This window comes from Paenisporosarcina sp. P5_A11 (assembly GCF_056400705.1).
Window position 1 is genome coordinate 1 of record NZ_JBFUKT010000019.1, and the last position, 20,303, is coordinate 20,303.

17 protein-coding genes are annotated in these 20,303 nt (G+C 38.0%); 14 read left to right on the forward strand and 3 right to left on the reverse strand.

Annotated features, from left to right (window positions below; all coding sequences use genetic code 11):
* Positions 1 to 358 (forward strand): phosphotransferase family protein (locus AC1DOS_RS05580; protein ID WP_477536696.1); only part of this gene is annotated, 358 nt, incomplete at its 5' end.
* 175 nt (positions 359 to 533) lie between these two features.
* Here the strand turns inward: AC1DOS_RS05580 and AC1DOS_RS05585 are convergent.
* On the reverse strand, positions 534 to 695 hold the full coding sequence (locus tag AC1DOS_RS05585; RefSeq protein ID WP_477536697.1) for a hypothetical protein: 162 nt from the start codon (positions 693 to 695) through the stop codon (positions 534 to 536).
* Between the two features lie 199 nt (positions 696 to 894).
* Between AC1DOS_RS05585 and ruvA the strand changes: the two genes are divergently transcribed.
* From ruvA to AC1DOS_RS05615, 6 genes are all read left to right on the forward strand, one after another.
* Positions 895 to 1,515 (forward strand): Holliday junction branch migration protein RuvA, encoded by a 621-nt coding sequence (gene ruvA, locus AC1DOS_RS05590; RefSeq protein ID WP_108586416.1) that lies wholly within the window; start codon positions 895 to 897, stop codon positions 1,513 to 1,515.
* A gap of 18 nt (positions 1,516 to 1,533) precedes the next feature.
* Positions 1,534 to 2,535, forward strand: coding sequence for a Holliday junction branch migration DNA helicase RuvB (gene ruvB, locus AC1DOS_RS05595; RefSeq protein WP_477536698.1), 1,002 nt, complete (start codon positions 1,534 to 1,536; stop codon positions 2,533 to 2,535).
* Positions 2,536 to 2,556: 21 nt separating this feature from the next.
* On the forward strand, positions 2,557 to 3,615 hold the full coding sequence (gene queA / locus AC1DOS_RS05600; protein ID WP_477536699.1) for a tRNA preQ1(34) S-adenosylmethionine ribosyltransferase-isomerase QueA: 1,059 nt from the start codon (positions 2,557 to 2,559) through the stop codon (positions 3,613 to 3,615).
* A complete protein-coding gene (gene tgt / locus AC1DOS_RS05605; protein WP_477536700.1) occupies positions 3,612 to 4,751 on the forward strand; it encodes a tRNA guanosine(34) transglycosylase Tgt in 1,140 nt (379 codons plus the stop codon). Before queA ends, tgt begins: the two co-directional genes overlap by 4 nt.
* A 272-nt stretch (positions 4,752 to 5,023) precedes the next feature.
* Positions 5,024 to 5,296, forward strand: a complete 273-nt coding sequence (yajC, locus tag AC1DOS_RS05610; RefSeq protein WP_477536701.1) for a preprotein translocase subunit YajC — start codon at positions 5,024 to 5,026, stop codon at positions 5,294 to 5,296.
* Positions 5,297 to 5,395: 99 nt separating this feature from the next.
* Positions 5,396 to 6,043 carry a DUF421 domain-containing protein gene (locus AC1DOS_RS05615; RefSeq protein ID WP_477536702.1) on the forward strand — a complete coding sequence of 216 codons (648 nt, stop codon included), beginning with the start codon at positions 5,396 to 5,398 and terminating at the stop codon, positions 6,041 to 6,043.
* Here the strand turns inward: AC1DOS_RS05615 and AC1DOS_RS05620 are convergent.
* Complete coding sequence (locus tag AC1DOS_RS05620; protein WP_477536703.1) at positions 6,030 to 7,535, reverse strand: putative polysaccharide biosynthesis protein; 1,506 nt, start codon at positions 7,533 to 7,535, stop codon at positions 6,030 to 6,032. The genes AC1DOS_RS05615 and AC1DOS_RS05620 overlap by 14 nt on opposite strands.
* Positions 7,536 to 7,630: 95 nt before the next feature.
* Here AC1DOS_RS05620 and AC1DOS_RS05625 point away from each other — a divergent pair, with 95 nt between their 5' ends.
* The 7 genes from AC1DOS_RS05625 (at position 7,631) to dtd (ending at position 18,107) form a co-directional block, all read left to right on the forward strand.
* Entirely contained in the window at positions 7,631 to 7,981 is a 351-nt protein-coding gene (locus tag AC1DOS_RS05625) for a post-transcriptional regulator (protein WP_477536704.1), read from the forward strand.
* A 108-nt stretch (positions 7,982 to 8,089) separates the two neighbouring features.
* Positions 8,090 to 10,366, forward strand: coding sequence for a protein translocase subunit SecDF (secDF, locus tag AC1DOS_RS05630; protein ID WP_477536705.1), 2,277 nt, complete (start codon positions 8,090 to 8,092; stop codon positions 10,364 to 10,366).
* 103 nt (positions 10,367 to 10,469) lie between these two features.
* Positions 10,470 to 10,844: a LapA family protein gene (locus AC1DOS_RS05635; RefSeq protein ID WP_477536706.1), complete on the forward strand. Its 375-nt coding sequence runs from the start codon at positions 10,470 to 10,472 to the stop codon at positions 10,842 to 10,844.
* A gap of 835 nt (positions 10,845 to 11,679) precedes the next feature.
* Complete coding sequence (recJ, locus tag AC1DOS_RS05640) at positions 11,680 to 14,040, forward strand: single-stranded-DNA-specific exonuclease RecJ (RefSeq protein WP_477536707.1); 2,361 nt, start codon at positions 11,680 to 11,682, stop codon at positions 14,038 to 14,040.
* Positions 14,031 to 14,543 carry an adenine phosphoribosyltransferase gene (locus AC1DOS_RS05645; protein WP_108586405.1) on the forward strand — a complete coding sequence of 171 codons (513 nt, stop codon included), beginning with the start codon at positions 14,031 to 14,033 and terminating at the stop codon, positions 14,541 to 14,543. The genes recJ and AC1DOS_RS05645 overlap by 10 nt, the downstream gene beginning before the upstream one ends.
* A 917-nt stretch (positions 14,544 to 15,460) precedes the next feature.
* Positions 15,461 to 17,656 carry a RelA/SpoT family protein gene (locus AC1DOS_RS05650; protein WP_477536708.1) on the forward strand — a complete coding sequence of 732 codons (2,196 nt, stop codon included), beginning with the start codon at positions 15,461 to 15,463 and terminating at the stop codon, positions 17,654 to 17,656.
* A gap of 10 nt (positions 17,657 to 17,666) precedes the next feature.
* Entirely contained in the window at positions 17,667 to 18,107 is a 441-nt protein-coding gene (gene dtd, locus AC1DOS_RS05655; protein ID WP_108586403.1) for a D-aminoacyl-tRNA deacylase, read from the forward strand.
* Between the two features lie 115 nt (positions 18,108 to 18,222).
* Here dtd and AC1DOS_RS05660 read toward each other — a convergent pair whose 3' ends face one another.
* Entirely contained in the window at positions 18,223 to 19,977 is a 1,755-nt protein-coding gene (locus AC1DOS_RS05660; protein WP_477536709.1) for an alpha-glycosidase, read from the reverse strand.
* Positions 19,978 to 20,303: the final 326 nt, after the last annotated feature.

Below are 20,303 nucleotides of genomic sequence, written 5' to 3' on the forward strand. Positions count from 1 at the left end.
TTTACATGGTGATATCGTTCATCATAATTTTGTAATCGATAAAAAAGACGAAATGTACATCATTGATTTTGACTTGGCTTGCATAGGTCCAGCCGAGGTCGAACTAATTTTATGGTCACATCGCGTGTTACCTCATTTTGATTATGATTTACAAGCACTTATTCAAGAGAATCCATCTCTGCGTAAAATTGATTGGAATTATTTGTTATTTCCAAACGAACTGATGCGTGAGTGGTTGTATGCTAGTACATTATCTGAATTGCAACTACGTGGATTTTTACCGAAATTAAAAGTTTTCACTGACAAAGCATTAAAACATATGCCACAATTATGGGATGATTGTGGTAGGTTCTCGTAAACAATCGAACAGCTACGGTTATCAAATGAGCTCAATAAATTGCGAAATCGTCGCGTTGAAAGTGATTAGTTCGAAAAATCGATGCAATATGTTTGACATAAATGTAATTAAATTACGATAAAAATAAAACAACACCCGTGATTGTTGAAATCACGGGTGTTGTTTGCTTTTATGTCTATTCTTTAGAATCTTCCACACTTTGTTCATTTTCTTCACGGTTGCTATGTTCCTGATTATACTGTAGTTTTTTACGCTGTAATTCATTTACTTCACCTTTTTCATTCTGATTATTGTGTTGATTGTTTTGGTGAGTAAAGGTATCATTATTTTTCCCCATCTAAAACCACCTCCAATTTAGTAGAATAGTTGATGAGAATCTTTTCCCATCTATACTCAGATTGGAACATTTTAAATAAAAGATTGTTCGGTACCTAGTAAAATACGAAGCTTTATACATGGATGATTGCTAGGTTTCTTCCTGCGAACATCCGTTTTATATGCTATAATCAGTACGTTGAATGTGAGGAGAGACTTAAATGTACGATTACATAAAAGGTGTAGTTACACGTATAACACCTGAATATATGACGGTGGAACAACAAGGCATAGGGTGGCAAATATTCACACCAAACCCATATGCTTTTCGTGTGTCGCCAGAACCAAAACAAATCTTTACACATTTAAATGTTCGTGAAGATGCCCAGTTACTTTTTGGCTTCGTTTCACTTGATCAACGCGAACTTTTCCGTAAACTAATTCAAGTCTCTGGTATTGGACCGAAAGGCGCGTTAGCCATACTTGCCAGTGGACAACCGTCCCAAGTAGTACAAGCTATTGAACGAGAAGATGAGACCTTTTTAGTGAAATTCCCGGGAGTTGGGAAAAAAACAGCGCGTCAAATGATCCTTGATTTAAAAGGAAAATTAGGCGACTTATCCATTGACTTCGAAATGCCAAGTGGTGAAGACGAGCTTCAATTATTCCCTGAAACGTCAGGAAAGCTTGAGCTCGAAGAAGCATTCTTAGCACTTGCTGCACTTGGATATTCAGATCGTGAACTAGTGAAAGTACGTCCGCAATTAGTATCCTTACCAGAGGCACTTGATACAGAAGGCTACATGAAAAAAGCATTACAATTGCTATTAAAACAAGGCTGATGAAGGGAGGTCATAGGCATGGAAGAACGTGTCATTTCGACCGAAGTCTCGGAATTTGATGAACGATTTGAGCAATCACTTCGCCCACAATATTTGTCTCAATACATTGGCCAAGATAAAGTCAAAAATAATTTAGATATTTTTGTGAAGGCAGCAAAAATGCGCAAAGAAAGTTTGGATCATGTTTTATTGTATGGACCTCCTGGACTTGGGAAAACTACGTTAGCAGCAGTAATTGCTAATGAAATGGAAGTCAATATTCGAATGACGAGTGGACCTGCCATTGAACGCCCAGGCGATTTAGCGGCGATTGTCAGTTCACTTGAACCAGGCGATGTCTTATTTATTGATGAAATTCATCGTTTAAATCGTTCAATTGAAGAAGTATTGTATCCAGCGATGGAAGATTTTTGTCTAGACATTGTGGTTGGGAAAGGACCATCAGCTCGTTCAGTGCGGCTTGATCTACCACCTTTCACGTTAATTGGAGCCACCACGAGAGCGGGCGCATTATCTGCTCCACTCCGAGATCGCTTTGGGGTCCTACTACGTCTTGATTATTATGATAATCATGCGTTAACTGAAATAGTGTCTCGAAGTGCAACACTTTTTGACGCTGAAATTGACCATCCTTCTGCAGGTGAAATTGCCAGTCGTTCTCGAGGAACGCCTCGTATCGCCAACCGCTTATTAAAAAGAGTGCGAGATTTTGCACAAGTCAGAGGAAACGGAACCATTTCATTTGATGTTGCACAAGAAGCCCTTGAATTGTTGCAAGTAGATGCACTTGGTCTAGATCATATCGACCACAAGTTATTGGTTGGGATGATTGAACGCTTTCGAGGTGGTCCGGTTGGACTGGATACAATTGCTGCAAGTATTGGGGAAGAATCGACGACGATTGAGGATGTCTATGAACCATACTTATTACAAATAGGCTTCTTACAACGGACACCAAGAGGACGTGTCGTAACGAAACTAGCGTATGATCATTTTAATTACCCTTATTACGAGGAATAAAGATAAAAAGGAAGTATACCCATGCAAGTAGAAGATTTTGATTTTCATTTACCAGAAGAATTAATAGCGCAAACACCGCTTGCCGACCRCACATCGAGCAAGCTTTTAGTACTGGATAAAGATAGTGGTGAAGTTTCACACCACACGTTTAAAGATATTCTCCATGAATTTCAAGCAGGCGATTGCCTTGTGTTAAACGATACCCGCGTGCTCCCAGCGCGTCTGATGGGAATTAAAGAAGAGACCGGAGCCAATATTGAAATCCTTCTCTTAAAGCAAACGGAAGAAGATGTGTGGGAAACTTTAGTGAAACCATCAAAGCGAGTTAAAATTGGTACAGTTGTATCCTTCGGCGAAGGCTTACTGCGAGCACAATGTGTTGGTGAAGCAAACCACGGAGGTCGTCTGTTCAAATTCACTTACGAAGGTATTTTTTATGAAATTTTAGATCAATTAGGCGATATGCCATTGCCCCCTTATATTCGGGAGAAATTAGATGATAAAGATCGCTATCAAACTGTCTTCGCTAAAGAAAGAGGTTCTGCAGCTGCACCTACAGCAGGTCTTCATTTTACAGACGAGTTATTAGATGACATTAAATCAATGGGCGTGGAAGTCGTATTTATTACACTTCACGTAGGGCTCGGTACGTTTAGACCTGTAAGCGTCGATTCTATTGATGACCATGAAATGCACTCCGAGTTTTATCGACTTTCGAAAGAAACAGCAGATACTATTAACCGAGTAAAAGCTGCAGGTGGTCGTGTTATTTCGGTTGGAACAACTTCAACACGCACGCTTGAAACGGTTGCGAACAAATTTAATGGTCAATTACAAGAAGACAGTGACTGGACTTCGATTTTCATATTCCCAGGCTATGAATTTAAATGCATTGATGGGTTGATTACGAATTTCCACTTACCAAAGTCTACACTTGTCATGTTAGTAAGTGCCTTAACTTCACGCGACAAAATACTACATGCTTACAAGCAAGCTATAGCTCATAATTATCGATTTTTCAGTTTTGGAGACGCGATGTTTATTCGCCCATCCGCTAATCAGAAAGGAGTTCGTGCATGACAGCCATTCGATACGAACTAATTAAAACATGTAAACAAACAGGTGCACGTTTAGGTATTGTGCATACGCCACACGGTTCATTTGAAACACCAACATTTATGCCAGTTGGAACACAAGCGACGGTAAAAACAATGTCTCCTGAAGAATTAAAAACCATGGAAGCAGGAATTATTTTAAGTAACACGTACCATTTATGGTTGCGTCCAGGTAACGATATTATTAAAGAAGCGGGCGGATTGCATAAATTCATGAACTGGGACCGTGCGATTTTAACGGATTCTGGTGGTTTCCAAGTCTTCAGTTTAAGCGAATTCCGTAAAATTGAAGAAGAAGGCGTTCATTTCCGTAACCATATGAATGGGGACAAAATGTTCTTAAGCCCGGAAAAAGCAATGCAAATTCAAAATGATTTAGGCTCTGACATTATGATGGCGTTTGATGAATGTCCACCATTCCCAGCGACTCGTGAATATATGCAATCAAGTGTGGATCGTACGTCACGCTGGGCAGAGCGTTGCCTAGAAGCACATGCTCGTCCAAATGATCAAGGGTTATTTGGAATCATACAAGGTGGCGAGTTTGAAGATCTTCGCCGTCAAAGTGCAGCAGATATTACATCACTAGATTTTCCAGGTTACGCAATTGGTGGACTGTCAGTAGGAGAGCCAAAAGACGTAATGAACCGCGTGTTAGAATTCACTACTCCATTTATGCCTGCCGATAAGCCTCGTTATTTAATGGGGGTTGGGTCACCTGATTCACTTATTGATGGGGCAATTCGTGGTGTTGATATGTTTGACTGCGTATTGCCAACACGTATTGCACGTAACGGAACACTTATGACGAGTAACGGTCGTTTAGTTATCAAAGGTGCTCAAAATGCCCGTGACTTCGGTCCTATCGACGAAAATTGTGACTGTTATGCGTGTAAGAACTATTCACGTGCCTACATTCGTCATTTAATTAAGGCCGAAGAAACATTCGGACTTCGACTAACTTCAACCCATAACTTGCATTTCTTAATGAATTTGATGAAGCAAGTACGTCAAGCTATTAGAGAAGATCGTCTAGGAGATTTCCGTGCAGAGTTCTTTGAACAATATGGATATAACAAACCTGATGCAAAAAACTTCTAATTCTTGTATACTTACTGAAGATGATGTTCAAAAAGTCCGCTAAAAATAGCTGAGGCCTGCAGAAGGCATGTCATGCAGCCTGTGCCACAGAGAGTGGCGAATTTAGGCTGTATACCTTTATCGTTGGATTACTTCTCCGCCTCAGGGCAACAGACGTTGGTCACTCAGGTGTTGCCACATTGTGTGGCGTTCTTAGCCTAAGTTCCAAAAACGGCTCTTTTTATGCTCCTTTTGAACACGTGTTGTATAGATAGAGAGGGGGAATATATAGAATGGATACAATAATCGGTTTATCACCAATTATATTGATGTTCGTTGTAATGTGGTTTTTCATTATTCGACCAGCACAAAAACGTCAAAAAACGACAGCTTCTATGCAAACTAACTTAAAACGTGGGGATCGCATCGTAACAGTAGGTGGCCTTCACGCTTTAGTTGATGCAGTAGATGACTCAACTGTTTTTGTAACAATTACAGACGGTACTCGCCTTCAATTTGAACGTGCAGCTATCGCGCGTGTTATCGACGAATCAGCAACAGTTTAAGTGAACAGTCAAAAACCTGTTTTTCCTTTATGGAAAAACAGGTTTTTTTGTATAGTGCAGTCTTCTTTTTCTCATACTAAGTAGAAAAAGGGGATGCATATGGAAGAACTTCTTGTTGTAGCGTTGAGGACCATATTTCTTTATATATTAATATTAATTATCTTTAGATTAATGGGAAAACGTGAAGTTGGCGAATTAAGTCTAATGGACTTAGTTATATTTGTTTTAATCGCAGAAGTGGCATCGTTTGCAATTGATGATCCAAAACGCGACTTGTTTGGTTCCATTATGCCAATGATATTATTATTGTTCATCCAACTAGGAACTTCCTACTGGTCATTAAAAAGTAAAAAGGTTCGAGATTTAATTGATGGAAGTCCTACAATCATAATTCGCAATGGTGAAATAATAGAATCGGAAATGCGGAAAATAAGGTACAATTTGGACGATTTGTTCCAACAACTTCGTGAACAGCAAGTTGGTTCTGTTCAAGATGTTGCTTATGCTTTTCTAGAGTCGTCGGGAAATTTGTCTGTATTTAAAATGGGTGGAGATCATCCTGTTTTGCCTCTTATTGTAGATGGTGACTTACAAGAATCTCATTTAGAGTTGATTCAACAAGATAAGCAATGGTTGCTAGAAGAATTAAAAAACCTTGACATTGATGACCCATCAACCGTGTTTTATTGTAGTTATGAAAAAGAAAAGTTATATATACAAATGAGGGAACGGTTTAAGTCTTCTTAATCAGTTTACGTAGGAGACGAATATCAGTTAGACGAATTTGTCCAAAAACAATTAGGCCAGCAAAAATCATTAAACCAGTAACGAAGCTATCAGCTACCCAAGGCATTTCCGCTAAAGGCCAAATGACCGGACGAAGAATCGTGACGATGATAAATAATAAATACGGTATAGCAAAAAATGTGAAGCCAATACCGGCTTCTTTTTTTTGACGAAGTGTTGCCATATGTAAAAATGAAGTTAAACAAACACCAAATCCAATGGCCAAAATCGCACCTTTTTCTTCAATCCCAGCTTGAGATGCTAACACAAACATCACAAATAATTTGCCAAGTCCACCATAGATGGAATTCATCATAGCGGCCTTTGCTTCATGCATTGCTTGCAGAATTGCATGAAGTGGACTTTGTATGTAATAGAAAAAGAACACTGGAGCTAAAAGTTGCATATATCCTTTTCCTTCTGTTACATGAAATAACACCCGAACAATATGCTCTCCGTGTAAATAAAAAATGGTCGCTGCAAAACAACCTGTAATGGCAGACACGCGCATGGCTAAGGATACACGCTCTTGTAACATGGCACGATTTGAACGAGCTCGCGCATCACTTACGGCTGGCACTAAGACGATCGATAAAGCATACGGAATAAACGCAGGAAATAACAATAACGGTATATAGACAGCAGAAATCGTTCCATATAAATTGGTGGCTGCTACTGCGGTCACACCAGCAACAGCTAATGCTTTAATAAAGACAATGGGTTCTAAAAACCATGTAAATGAACCAAACAGCCGACTGCCAGCTGAAGGCAGTGCTACTTCTAAAATAGGAGTAGTTGGATAGGTAACGACTTTTTCAGTTGTTTGTTTCACGCGTTTGTACTTATACCATAAGTACAAGAACGAGGCGAGTTCTGCCAATAAAGCTAGGGACATGGCTGCAGCAGCTGTAGCTCCAGGACTTGTTTGGTTGACTACATAAGGCAATAACCAAGTGATTAAAGCAATGCGGAAAAATTGTTCAATTAGTTGTGACCAAGCAGTTTCTTCAACTTTTGCTAGTCCTTGAAAATACCCTTTTAGAATTCCACCAAAAGCTGCAATTGGAATGGTAAATAAGCCGATATATAGCGTAGTGCTAATATTTGCGTTTTCTAACAAACTGGTCGCGATATACGGAATGGTGAAAAATAATAGAGGACCGAAAATGAATATGGAAAGCCATGTTAGTTTCCATACTTTGCGCATGAGTGATTGAATCTCAGCATGTTTTTTTCCTGCATACAATTCTGCTGTAATTTTGGCAACGGCAATCGGTAAACCTAATTGTATTAAGGATAAGAAAAAAATAAATGCTGGATAAGCCGCTGAGTATATTCCTACAGCTTCTTCTCCTGCAATTCGCACAAATTGAATGCGAAAAACAAAACCGAACAATTTAGATAAAAAAACAGCACCCATTAATACCATTGTCCCACGTAAAAATGTCGACAATTCTGCCACTTCCTTCTCAAGTCACCCAAATTCGTATACAATATTCTTATGCGAAAATAACGATGTTTAATACCATAGAAGAGGGAAGTGTTTAAATGAGTGTTAAATACGAAGATTTGTTTCAACTTGTGCAGCCCGCATTGAAAAGTAAGATTCACGAGTTTCGCTTGTATAACTACAATTCCATTAAAGAGGCGGATATTTGGCATTATTGTATAAATAAAAAATGGCGGAAGCGAGACATACTGGACATGCGAGTATCTGAAATGGTCAATGACGTTTTAGCCGTTTCACCTGCACAGTTTATGACACACACTCAAATAGAAGACTTTAAAACCTCGAATTGGTTCTCAGAACTAAATGAAGGTAACCTTCAAGCATTATTGAATCCTACAGTTAAATCTGTTAAACCAGTACCAGTATTGCCAGAGTCGTCTGAATCTTAAGTCCATTTGACACATTGCCTTACGTGTTTCATAATAATCTTATTGTGTTTTTTGAGAATGGTAGTGGTGTTTTACTATCATTTGACAATTTGAGGAGGAAATATACATATGAAAAGAAGAGGCCGAATTATCGCATTTTTATTACTTATCGTAGTATTTGCGGCTTCCATTGGTACAACCGCACAATCGGTTGTCAGCAACATCAAATTGGGATTGGATTTACAAGGTGGATTCGAAGTATTATACCAAGTCGAACCGCTGAAAGAAGGACAAAAAATCACGGAAAAAATGGTGACGGATACATCAACGGCACTGTTAAACCGTATCAATGTTCTTGGAGTAAGCGAACCGAACATTCAAGTCGAAGGCGGCAATCGCATTCGTGTTCAATTAGCTGGTGTGGAAGATCAAGAATCAGCTCGAGAATTATTGTCTACGCAGGCGAATTTATCATTCCGCGATGTTGACGATAATTTAATGTTAGACGGTTCCGATTTAAAAGAAGGTGGCGCGAAAGATACATTTGATGCGAATGGCCGTCCGATTGTTACGCTTGAACTAAAAGATCCAGCTAAATTCGCAGATGTGACGCAACAAATTAGTCAAAAAGGTCCAGGGGAAAACTTATTAGTTATTTGGTTGGACTTTGAAGAAGGCAAGGATTCATTTGCAGCAGAAGCTAGCAAAAAAAATCCGAAGTTTGTTTCAAGTCCAAGCGTTAAGGAAAGAATCAATTCAACTAATGTTGAAATTAACGGTGCTTTTACAGTAGAAGAAACGAAAAGTTTAGCAGGTGTATTAAATGCTGGTGCATTACCTGTTAAATTAATAGAAACTTATTCAACATCTGTTGGTGCTCAGTTCGGTGAAAAAGCACTTCAATCAACGATTTTTGCCGGAATTATTGGGACCATCCTTGTTTCTTTATTTATGCTTCTCTACTATCGTTTACCTGGTTTAGTTGCAGTTATTACGCTAGGTGTATTTGTATATTTAAACTTACTTGTTTTCGAGTTAATCAATGGCGTTCTTACCTTGCCAGGTATTGCAGCCATTGTCCTAGGTATTGGTATTGCAGTTGATGCCAACATTATTACCGCGGAGCGAATTAAAGAAGAATTACGTATTGGACAATCTATAAAAGTAGCATTTCAAAATGGTGCAAAAGATTCGTTCTCTGCAATTTTTGATGCTCACATTACTTCATTATTAGCTTCAGTCGTATTATTCTATTTTGGGACAAGTTCTGTAAAAGGATTCGCAACGACGTTAATCATTAGTATATTAGTGAGTTTCCTTACAGCTGTTTGGGGATCAAGAATACTCCTTGGTTTACTAGTCAATAGCGGATTCTTCGATGGCAAACCATGGTTGTTTGGTGTGAAAAAATCAACTATCCATCCTGCTGAAGATAATTACAGTGCGCTAGATTTACCAACAAAATTTGATCGCTTTGATTTCGTGAAATATCGTAATAAATTCTTTACAGCTTCCATCGCTTTTCTTGTCCTAGGAATGATTTTACTTGGGATTTTCCGTTTGAATTTAGGAATTGATTTCTCAAATGGTTCGCGTGTTGAAATCTTGTCTGAACATTCATTGACAAAAGAGGAAATTTCATCTTACTTAGAGTCAATTGATCACCCTTCTGAAGACATTGTCATTTCTGGTGATAAACAAGAAATTGGGGTTATTCGATATCAAGAAGATTTCTCTCAAGAAGAAATAAACGGACTGAAATCGACGATTAAGAAGGAATATGGAGCAGAGCCAAACATCAGCACTGTATCTCCTACAATCGGACGTGAACTAGCGAAAAATGCAGTGTATGCGTTGATTTTCGCATCAATCGGAATTATTATTTACACTGCATTCCGCTTTGAATGGAAAATGGGTATCGCTGCGATTGTGTCCCTTTTATATGATGCATTCTTTATGGTTGCCGTGTTTAGTGTTTTCCGTTTAGAAGTCGATATTACATTTATTGCTGCAATCCTAACGATTGTTGGTTATTCGATAAATGATACGATCGTAACGTTTGACCGTATTCGTGAAAATATGAAACGTTCTAAGAAAATCGAAACTGAAGAAGAACTTGCAAGTATTGTTAACAAATCACTTCGTCAAACCCTTGGACGATCGGTTAACACGGTCTTAACAGTTGTGTTTGTCGTTGTTGCATTATTAGTCTTCGGTGCAGAATCAATTCAAAACTTCTCACTTGCATTACTAATTGGTTTAATTTCCGGTACGTATTCTTCAATCTTCATCGCTGCACAACTTTGGTTCGTACTGAAAAAACGCGAACTTAAAAAACGTGGAGCAATTGATGTTGAAGCTGACGAAAACAGCAAAAAATGGGGTTCTGACGAGCCTGTAGTATAAAAGTTTATAAATCAAAGGGAACAGGGTATAGAACACTATACTTTGTTCCCTTTTTATACGTATACTGTAACAAATGTTTCATTTAGAAAAAGGAGGAATACCAATGAAATTTCAATGGTCCTTACTACTCGCACTTATTTTTGCCGTAATTGTGGCTATTTTTGCAGTTGTAAATGTAGATGATGTTCCAGTTAACTACGTCTTTGGTACAGCACAGTGGCCGCTAATTTTAGTTATATTAGGTTCTGCTTTACTAGGAGCCTTAGTTAGTGGCTCAGTAGCAATCTTCCGCTCATTCGTTTTGCAACGTCGTGTTAAGCAACTTGAAAAAGATAACACTGTTAAAGAAACACTGATTGCTACTCAACAAAATGAAATTTCCGCATTGAATAAAAATGAACCCGTGAGATATCAAGACACTCATCTAAAAGATGAGATTCCTGATGATACTTCGGGTGATGTTCGTTCAACCATTTAAAGGTTTAAAAAACACCCATTACGGGTGTTTTTTATTTGAGAAGATTTAACTTTTTGGCTCTGTTGAACTATACGGTTGCTTATCGTACATTTGAGGTGCCGCACGTCACGCATGAGACAACAAGTATGAAAACCACATCCTTGAGTCTCAAGTTTCACGCTCTCGCGGCGTTTGGCGCAAATGTACTCTTTTGTACGTTCTTCAATATCAACAGCATTCTTGCAAAATTTAAAAAAGCAGAAAGAGGCCGAAATAGCATCTTCGGGCGAACATCTACTTAAAGAAACCTTCTATTCTGTAGTAAAGCAAACCAAAATTACTGTGTCCTTCCAGGTTGCARGGGAGCGAAGGATGTATACCCGCCGCAGGATGATCTACAAATAGAGATGTGCGAGTGACGTAGTTACAAGCCCATACTATTTATTCTCTAGATTATTGTGCAGCAGGTAAAAATGTCCGGAGCGAACTGGAATCCTGTCATCCTCAATGAAGGGAATCAAGGTTTCGGTTTGTAGTTTTTTTGTAGTTTTAATAAGATGTTTTGAAAATAAAGGGTCTGTTAAACGATACAGTTGTTTATCGTACCTTTACGATAGCCGCACGTTCCGCAAGAGCCAACAAGCATGAAAACCACATACTTGTGGGTCTCACGCATCACACTCTTGCGGTATGCGAGGCGCAAATGTACTTTTTCGATTGTTTAAATTTCAACAGCATTAACTCTATTTAGTGAAAACGTATTTTTTCCACCAAAAATATTACTCAGTTTTATTCCTGTAAATTACATAGGGAGACAGATAAGGTATAATGGATAGTATGAGGAAGTGACATAAAAATGATTGAATCTAAAAAGAGATGGCGAATGGAACATCCAGATGACCAAATCGTTCAACATTTACAGCAAGAATTAAATATACCTGCAGTTTCAGCTAAACTTCTCGCCTCTCGAGGCTTTTTTGATGTCAATAAGACCAAAGCTTTTTTACAAATGGATGAATCTTCTATGCATGACCCATTCTTACTTCATGACATGGACAAAGCTGTTGCACGGATTAAACAAGCAATTGCAAATGAAGAATTGATTTTAGTTTACGGAGATTATGATGCAGATGGCGTGACGAGTACATCAGTTATGATGACTGCACTTCAACAATTAGACGCGCATGTTACATTTGCCATTCCTAATCGTTTTATAGATGGCTATGGACCAAGTGAACGATTATTTAAAGATGCATTTGAAGATGGTGTGAACTTAATTATTACAGTTGATAATGGGATTTCAGGTGTTAATGAAATTCAAATGGCAAAAGACCTTGGCATGGATGTTATCGTCACTGATCACCATGAAGCTGGTGAAATTCTACCGCCTGCTGATGCCATAATTCACCCAAGACATCCCTTAGGTAGTTATCCATTTGGAGAACTTGCTGGAGTGGGGGTAGCATTTAAAGTTGCCCACGCATTACTCGGCGGCGAGATTCCGAAACAGTTATTAGAACTTGTTGCTATTGGAACGGTTGCAGATTTAGTTTCCCTGCACGATGAAAATCGTTATTTTGTACAAGAAGGAATTAAACAACTTCGATCTTCAAGTCGACCTGCCATTCAAGCATTATGTCAAATTGCAGGAACCGAACAAAACCAGATTGATGAAGAAACAATAGGCTTTTTATTTGGGCCACGAATCAACGCTCTTGGCCGTTTAGCAGACGCAGCTCCAGGTGTTGATTTGTTCTTATCAACGGATTCAGTGGAAGCAATGGCACTTGCTAAAGTTTTAGATTCACATAATAAAGAACGACAAGGAATCGTTAGTCAAATGACGGACGAGGCTATAGCGATGGTTGAATCTGGAGAAGTAGGGCAAGATCCACACGTCATTATTGTCGCAAAAGAAGGCTGGAATCCAGGAGTAGTTGGGATTGTCGCATCAAGACTCGTTGAAAAATACTATCGTCCTTCCATCGTTTTAGGACTTGACACTGAAAAAGGAATAGCTAAAGGGTCAGCACGTAGTATTGAAGGATTTCACTTATTCAACGAGCTTGCAAAAAACCGTGATATCTTACCACATTTCGGTGGACACCCAATGGCAGCTGGAATGACTTTAGCTATTGAAAATGTAGCAGACCTACGCCATCGTTTACAGGAGCAAGCAGAAGCAGAATTGACTGAAGAAGATTTGCAACCTATTCAACAAATAGATATTTCGATTAGTTTAGAAGAAATTGATTTAGCTTCAATCGAATCATTAAAAAAACTCGGACCATTTGGCATGGATTTCCCTAAACCGATGTACTGTATCGAACGTGTCAATATTTCATCTATGAGAAAAATAGGGGCTAACCAGAACCATGTGAAAATGGAACTTTCCGATGGTCCTCAAGTACTTGATGCTGTAGGTTTCAGTCAAGGTCATTTAGCCGATGAATTAACCCCTGGTGTCGCTGTATCCTTTATTGGGGATCTTCAAATCAATGAATGGAATGGCCGGAAGAAACCCCAATTTATGATTACAGACGCCAAGACAGATGACTGGCAGCTGTATGATATTCGAGGAATTCGACAAGTGAACAGATGGAATCAAATGATCCAAGCAGATCAAACAATCTATCTGGCATTTGATAAAAAAACGGTTATTCATTTCGAGTCATTATTAAAGGTAGACATCACTCTGATTTCAAAAAATCAAGCATTGCCTACTCCAAAACCATATATAGTGTTACTTGATATTCCACATGATGAACAAATACTTGAGGCGATATTGACGCATATTCAACCAAAAAGAATTTACGCACATTTCTTTGCATCTGACCCGACATATTTTGAAGGAATACCAAGTCGCGACCATTTCAAATGGTATTATGGTTTTTTAGCTAAACGTCCTTCTTTTGATTTACAACAACATGTAAATGAACTCGCCAAACATAAAGGTTGGAGCACAAGTACATTATTTTTCATGACAGAGGTGTTTTTTGACCTTGGGTTTGTTAAAATAAACAATGGACGAATTGACATGCAAGAAGCTGGTGTAAAACGAGATCTTGCGGAGTCAAAGGTCTATCAATCTAGAGAACAGCAAATGCAACTAGAACAAAAGCTGTTATATGCGCCATATATGGAATTAAGACAATGGTTTGACACACGCTTAGCCGAGCAGACCGTTCCTGAGGAGGAGCAACAACAATGGATTTAAAGCAATACGTAACAATAGTTGAAGATTGGCCGAAACCAGGTATTCGTTTCAAAGATATTTCAACCATTATGGATAATGGGGAAGCTTACAAATACGCAACAGATGAAATCGTAAAATATGCAGTACAAAAGAATGTAGATATGATTGTAGGACCTGAAGCTCGTGGGTTTATAATTGGTTGTCCAGTGGCATATGCTATGGCTAAAGGCTTTGCACCTGTCCGTAAAGAAGGGAAATTACCTCGTGAAGTTATTCGTGCTGAGTATGACCTTGAGTACGGTACAAACGTATTAACAATGCACAAAGATGCGATAAAACCAGGACAACGTGTTCTGATTATAGATGACTTATTAGCAACAGGCGGAACAGTAGAAGCAACCATCAAACTTATTGAGCAAATGGGTGGAGTAGTTGTAGGCTGTGCGTTCTTAATCGAACTAACTTATCTTGATGGTCGCGAAAAATTAAAAGGCTACGACATCTGCACGTTAATGCAATATTAAGTAGGAAAAGGTGAACTTTAAAAGTTCATCTTTTTTTTGTGCTCTTATAATGATTATCTCATTACTAGTTATCTTGGATAATGAAACGTTTTTTTATAGCAAGAACCGATTGTGAAATATTTATCACTCATTTTGAGGGGTTTATCGCTCAATCTGAAGATTTATCGCTCAAACACGTCTCATTGCCGAGTTAACTTATTGGAACAATAACGTAAATGTTATTTTCAGTAGTGATGACAATAAAAATAATTGAAGCAGTAAGAGGCCGAAATTGTATCTTCGGCCGAATATCAACTTAAAAGATAGTAACAATTCTTTCATTACCAAAAACAAGCATCACTGATTGTTTCCAGGTTGTAAGGTTGTGAAGGACGTACAAAAGCCGCAAGATGATCTAAATAAAGAGGATGGGCGAAGTGACGTAGTCACAAGCCCATCCCTTTTTGTTCGTTAGACCAAGGTGCAGCAAGAAGGACGTCCGCAGCAACCCGAAAACCGGCAATAAACATTTTTTCATTTTCTTAATAAAAAAAGTTCCAATTCTTTCATAACCCAAACAAGCATCACTGATTGTTTCCAGGTTGTAAGGTTGCGAAGCCCGTCCAAAGCACCCTGGAAACCTTTATTCATCAAAGTGTTTAATATGAGCATCGTTTCCAAGGTAGCCGTACCATTTTGCTTAAATCTCCATAAATTAAGTGAATGAAATGAATGACGATAGTTGGTGAAGCAGCTTTAATTAAGCCTGCACATCAATCATTTAAACTCTATTTAAATGGCAAATAATGAAAAACATTCGCAAATCATTCTAAGAAAACTCATCATCTTTCATCATTTGGGGTGCAAGAAGTGTTTTTCTGCTATACAATAGACAATAAATATATTTATCGAAATTGAATGGAGTCTGGTGATTCGACATGGCGAAAGACCAAGTATTTACGGCTGAAGAAGTATTCGCAATTGTCGCGACGTACATGAATGACAAAAACGTTAATTTTGTCAAAAAATCGTATGAAGTGGCAGAGTACGCTCACCGAGAACAATTCAGAAAATCGGGAGAGCCTTATATCATTCACCCGATCCAAGTAGCGGGGATTTTAGCACAACTACAAATGGATCCTGCAACAGTTGCTGCAGGGTTTTTACATGATGTCGTAGAAGATACTGACATCCATAGAGAAGACATCGTTCGAGAATTCAGTGAAGAAGTAGCTATGCTAGTAGAAGGCGTTACTAAGTTAAGTAAAATTAATTTTATGTCGAAAGAAGAACAACAAGCGGAAAACCACCGTAAAATGTTTGTTGCTATGGCACAAGACATTCGCGTAATTTTAATTAAATTAGCTGACCGTCTCCACAATATGCGTACATTGAAATTTCAACCAGTTGAAAAACAACGACTCAAAGCAGGTGAAACGCTTGAGATATTTGCGCCACTTGCACATCGACTGGGCATTTCCACAATTAAGTGGGAACTAGAGGACATTTCATTGCGTTATTTAAATCCACAACAATATTACCGTATTGTGAATTTAATGAAACGTAAACGAAATGAGCGAGAAGAGTATTTAAATAACGTAATGACCAATATTAAAACTGAGCTAGAAGAAGTTGAAATTGATGCAGATCTATTTGGTCGTCCTAAACATATTTACAGCATTTATAAAAAAATGAATGTCCAAAACAAACAGTTTAATGAGATTTATGATTTATTGGCAGTGCGAATTACTGTTGAAAGTATCAAAGATTGTTACGCTGTACTCGGGATTATCCATACACTGTGGAAGCCAATGCCTGGTCGTTTCAAAGACTATATCGCTATGCCAAAACAAAACCTGTATCAAGCACTTCATACTACTGTAATTGGTCCACAAGGTGATCCTTTAGAAGTGCAAATTCGAACCGAAGAAATGCACAAAATTGCAGAGTTTGGTGTTGCTGCACATTGGGCTTATAAAGAAGGCAAAACAGTAGAGTCTTCTAATAAATCGGTTGATTCAAAGCTCACGTGGTTCAGAGAAATATTGGAGTATCAAAATGAGTCTTCCAATGCAGAAGAGTTTATGGAGTCATTAAAATTCGATTTATTCTCTGATATGGTCTATGTTTTTTCTCCGAAAGGAGATGTCATGGAACTGCCAGCAGGATCAGTTCCTATCGATTTTGCCTATCGAGTTCACTCTGAAATTGGCAATAAAACCATTGGCTCAAAAGTAAACGGGAAAATGGTTCCTTTAGATACCAAACTAAAGACAGGCGATATTGTTGAAATATTAACTTCAAAACAATCGTTTGGTCCAAGTCGAGATTGGTTGAAAATTGCCCAATCATCACAAGCGAAAAATAAAATTAAGCAATTCTTTAAAAAGCAACTTCGTGAAGACAACGTCCATAAGGGTCGTGAAATGATCGAAAAAGAAATTAAATCTCAAGAGTTTGATGTAAAAGAAGTGTTAGTTAATGAAAACATCAAACGTGTTTGTGAAAAATTCAATTTTACAAGCGAAGAAGATATGTATGCGGCTGTAGGATTCAGCGGCATTACCGCACAACAAGTCGTGAACCGATTAGCAGAAAAAATGCGAAAAATTCGTGACCATGAAGAAGCATTGGAAAAAATCACTAAAGAAATGAATGCACCGACCACTAAAAAGGCGACAGAATCAGGTGTTATCGTTAAAGGCATCGAAAACCTACTTATTCGTTTATCGAGATGTTGTAGTCCGGTTCCAGGTGACGAAATCGTCGGTTTTATTACGAAAGGTCGCGGCGTTTCAGTTCATAGAGAAGATTGTCCTAATGTTCAAGATTCAGATGTCAACGAACGCATTATCGACGTTGAGTGGGGGAGTCATATCACGCCGATTCGTAAAGAGTATCAAGTCGATATTGAAATTCAAGCATTTGATCGTGCTGGATTGCTTAATGAAGTGATGCAAGTGGTCAGTGAAACCAAAACGAATATTTCCGCAGTTAGTGGAAAAGCAGATCGAGATAAAATTGCAACTATTCATATGACCGTGATGATTACTAATATTGCCCACTTACATAAAGTGGTAGAACGTATAAAACAAATTCCAGAAATTTATTCAGTACAACGCATGACGAATTGAGGTTTCTAATGTGAGAGTAGTATTACAAAGAAGCTTATCTGCAAATGTAAAAGTCGATGGGATAGTAACGGGTCAAATTGACAAAGGATACGTATTGCTAGTCGGACTAACACATGAAGATACAAAAGAAGATGTTCGTTACGTTGCAGAAAAAGTAGCAAACTTACGATTATTTGAAGACGAAGAAGGTAAAATGAATCGTTCCATTTTTGAAGAAGGTGGCTCCATTTTATCGATATCACAATTCACTCTTTACGGTGATACGCGAAAAGGCAGACGACCGAGCTTTAGTGAAGCAGCTAAACCGGATGTTGCGAAACCTCTTTGGGATTTATTTAACGAAGAATTACGCAATTTGAATCTTCAAGTTGAAACCGGTATTTTTGGAGCGATGATGGACGTGTCATTAACAAACGATGGTCCTGTCACTTTAATTGTAGAGTCAAAATAGATAGTTGAAATCAAACAAAAAAACACCCTTCACTTACACGTAGTTTGTTACTACGAAGTAATGAAAGGGTGTTTTTGTTATGGTACTACTTGTTTAAATTCATTTCCTTAACCATTTAGTAGGCTAAGATTGTAAACTCTAAAGGTTTAAGTTGAACTGCAGTTGTATCATCAGTCGAAACAAATTCCTCATCAGTCCATAGATTCTTAACGTTGTTTCCTTTTAATAAATGGGGGATATTAAACGTTTGATCAGCATCTGTTGGATTAATGATAACTAAGACATTTCGGTCATTGTTATATTTTCGATAAGCAACAACTTCAGTTTGATGTTGATTCAAGAATTGAAAACTACCTTCATTAGCAAGCAAATTTTCGGATTGGCGTAATGCCATTAATTTTTTAACATGGTTTAGTAAATCCGTGTTTTGTTTTTCTGGATTCCACTCCATACATTTACGACAACCAGGATCTTTTCCGCCAGTCATGCCAATCTCATCTCCATAATACATGCATGGGGACCCCATAAACGTGTAGAGTAATGTGTAAATGAGTTTCAAACGATCTACATTTTCCTGGCATTCGGTAAGTATTCTTGGAGTATCATGGCTGCCTACTAAATTGAATGTGACGTCCATTACATTCTTTGGATAGCTCTGGATGACTGTCGTCATATCATTCATAAATTGTTCAGCTGATATGGTTTGGCTTGCTAGTAAATTTAATACATTGGTTGTAAATGGATAGTTCATAACTGCGTCGAATTGATCTCCTAACAGCCAAGGCATGGAATCATGCCATACTTCGCCGAGAATATAAATATCTGGTTTCTGTTGTCGCACGAATGTTCGGAACTCTCTCCAAAATTGATGATCAACTTCATTTGCAACATCGAGACGCCAGCCATCAATATCAAATTCATTAATCCAATAGGCAGATACATCGAGCAAATATTTTTTAACTTCAGGACTTTGTGTATTCAGCTTAGGCATTGAAGCTACGAATGCAAAGGTCTCATAATTTGGACGCTCTCCACCCTGAAGAGGGAAGTTATGTGGATAAAACCAATCTGCATAATCAGATTGTTGACCTTTTTCAAGAACGTCTTGGAATGGTGCGAAATAATAACCACTATGATTGAAAACGGCATCAAGCATTATTTTGATTCCTCTATTATGACATTCACTAACTAGTCTTTTTAAGTCCTCTTTCGTTCCAAATTGAGGGTCAATTTCAAAATAATCGATGGTGTCATATTTATGATTGGAAGGAGACTTAAATATTGGCGTAAAATAAATCCCATTAATGCCTAGGTCTACTAGGTAATCTAGTTTTTGAATGATTCCTTCAAAATCGCCGCCGAAGAAATTGTTTGGTTCAGGTTCCACTTCTCCCCAAGGCAGGGTATTCTCAGGATTAATAGGGGGATTCCCATTTCCGAAGCGCTCAGGAAAGATTTGATACCATCTTGTATCTTTCACCCAGTCAGGAGCATTGAAAAGTTCAGATGCATGTAAGTATGGAAAACAAAAATAGTATTGACAGTCATGTAGCACTTCGTCATAAAATCCTTTTTCCGTATAGAGCAGTGTTTCCCCGTTCGCATGCAATTCAAAGCCATACCGTATTCTTCGATGAGGTGGGGTGATAGTAGTCTCCCAGTAATTAAATAAAGCATCAGTAGCAATCAATTTCATTTCAGTCCTATGGAATACCCACAGATTATCTTTCCAAATATATGGATCACCATGCAGAAGTTCAATTCTTTCTACGTCATTTTTTTTGGTTCTAATTCTAACTCCCAGAGTTGTATCATCTAGAATATAAGAAAAATTCTGGTCTGGTCTGTGAAAAACTGCTGAACGTTCCAAAATAATCACTCCTATCTTAATTTACTGCAACCGTTTGCACTAACGATATCTCTGTTTCAGAATAACAAAAGGATTCAGTTTATTCAATACAGTGCAACGATTATAAATTCGTTATCATTAGAAAAATAAAAAGAATGATTAATTTATAAAGTATTTTTCTAACAAGGAAATAGTAAAGTAATTCAAGGTAAAAAAAGTTGTTGTAAAATTTAATTTAATCATTATAATTAAATTAATATTTGTGCAAACGCTTTCACAATCATTATTATGAATTTGTGCAACCGTTTGTATAGATTGATAAATATATAAAGATAATAGGAGGGTCA